General features: G+C 28.5%; 1 protein-coding gene and 1 pseudogene. One reads left to right on the plus strand and one right to left on the minus strand.

All coding sequences use genetic code 11. From position 1 onward, the window contains the following. A pseudogene (locus ABD944_RS42180) lies at nt 1-340 on the plus strand (transposase); the annotation flags it as partial. Nucleotides 341-399: 59 nt separating this feature from the next. Here ABD944_RS42180 and ABD944_RS42185 read toward each other — a convergent pair. Further along, nucleotides 400-629 (minus strand): hypothetical protein (locus ABD944_RS42185; RefSeq protein ID WP_345187892.1); only part of this gene is annotated, 230 nt, incomplete at its 5' end.

Consider the following 629-nt stretch of genomic DNA (forward strand, 5'->3'; position numbering starts at 1 on the left):
ATATATATCACTACGTTCATGAGCTAAGAAGATTATTAAAAGAAAATCAAATAGAGAAATTTAATCATAAACTCTTTTCTATTCATCTTTCAGATGTGTGTCCTAAATTACGCCCAGTCATTAGAACTTTAAGACGATTAGCAGCTTTCATTGAAAATACTATGACATATTCTAACCTGACCAACGGTCCGTTAGAAGGAATTAATAATAAAATCAAACTCATTAAAAGGGTATCTTTTGGTTATAGAAATTATGATAATTTGCGTAATCGAATTATTATAACTTCGCGACTATTTGCCTCAACAACAAAAAAAAGATTAAACAACTTAAGGTTGCTTAATCTCAATATTTGGACTCATCAGTCCGATTTGACGTAGAACCTTAAAATCATATATTTTATTAAATACTTCTTCTAGATGATAATCGTATAGTATATGTAACAATTAGTACGACGATAATAATCCAAATGATAAGTGAAACAGTTTGAGCGACATTTGAATTTACAATAACAGCATCAATTGTCTTTTGAGAGAATAATAAACCTACTGCTGTATATTCTAATCTTTTAAAAATAACCCCGCATAAACTCATTATAAGTCCCATAAAGAAAATAAATTGATGACTATACA

It is taken from the genome of Actinomadura verrucosospora (genome assembly GCF_039540335.1).
In the GTDB taxonomy this organism is placed as follows: domain Bacteria; phylum Actinomycetota; class Actinomycetes; order Streptosporangiales; family Streptosporangiaceae; genus Spirillospora; species Spirillospora verrucosospora.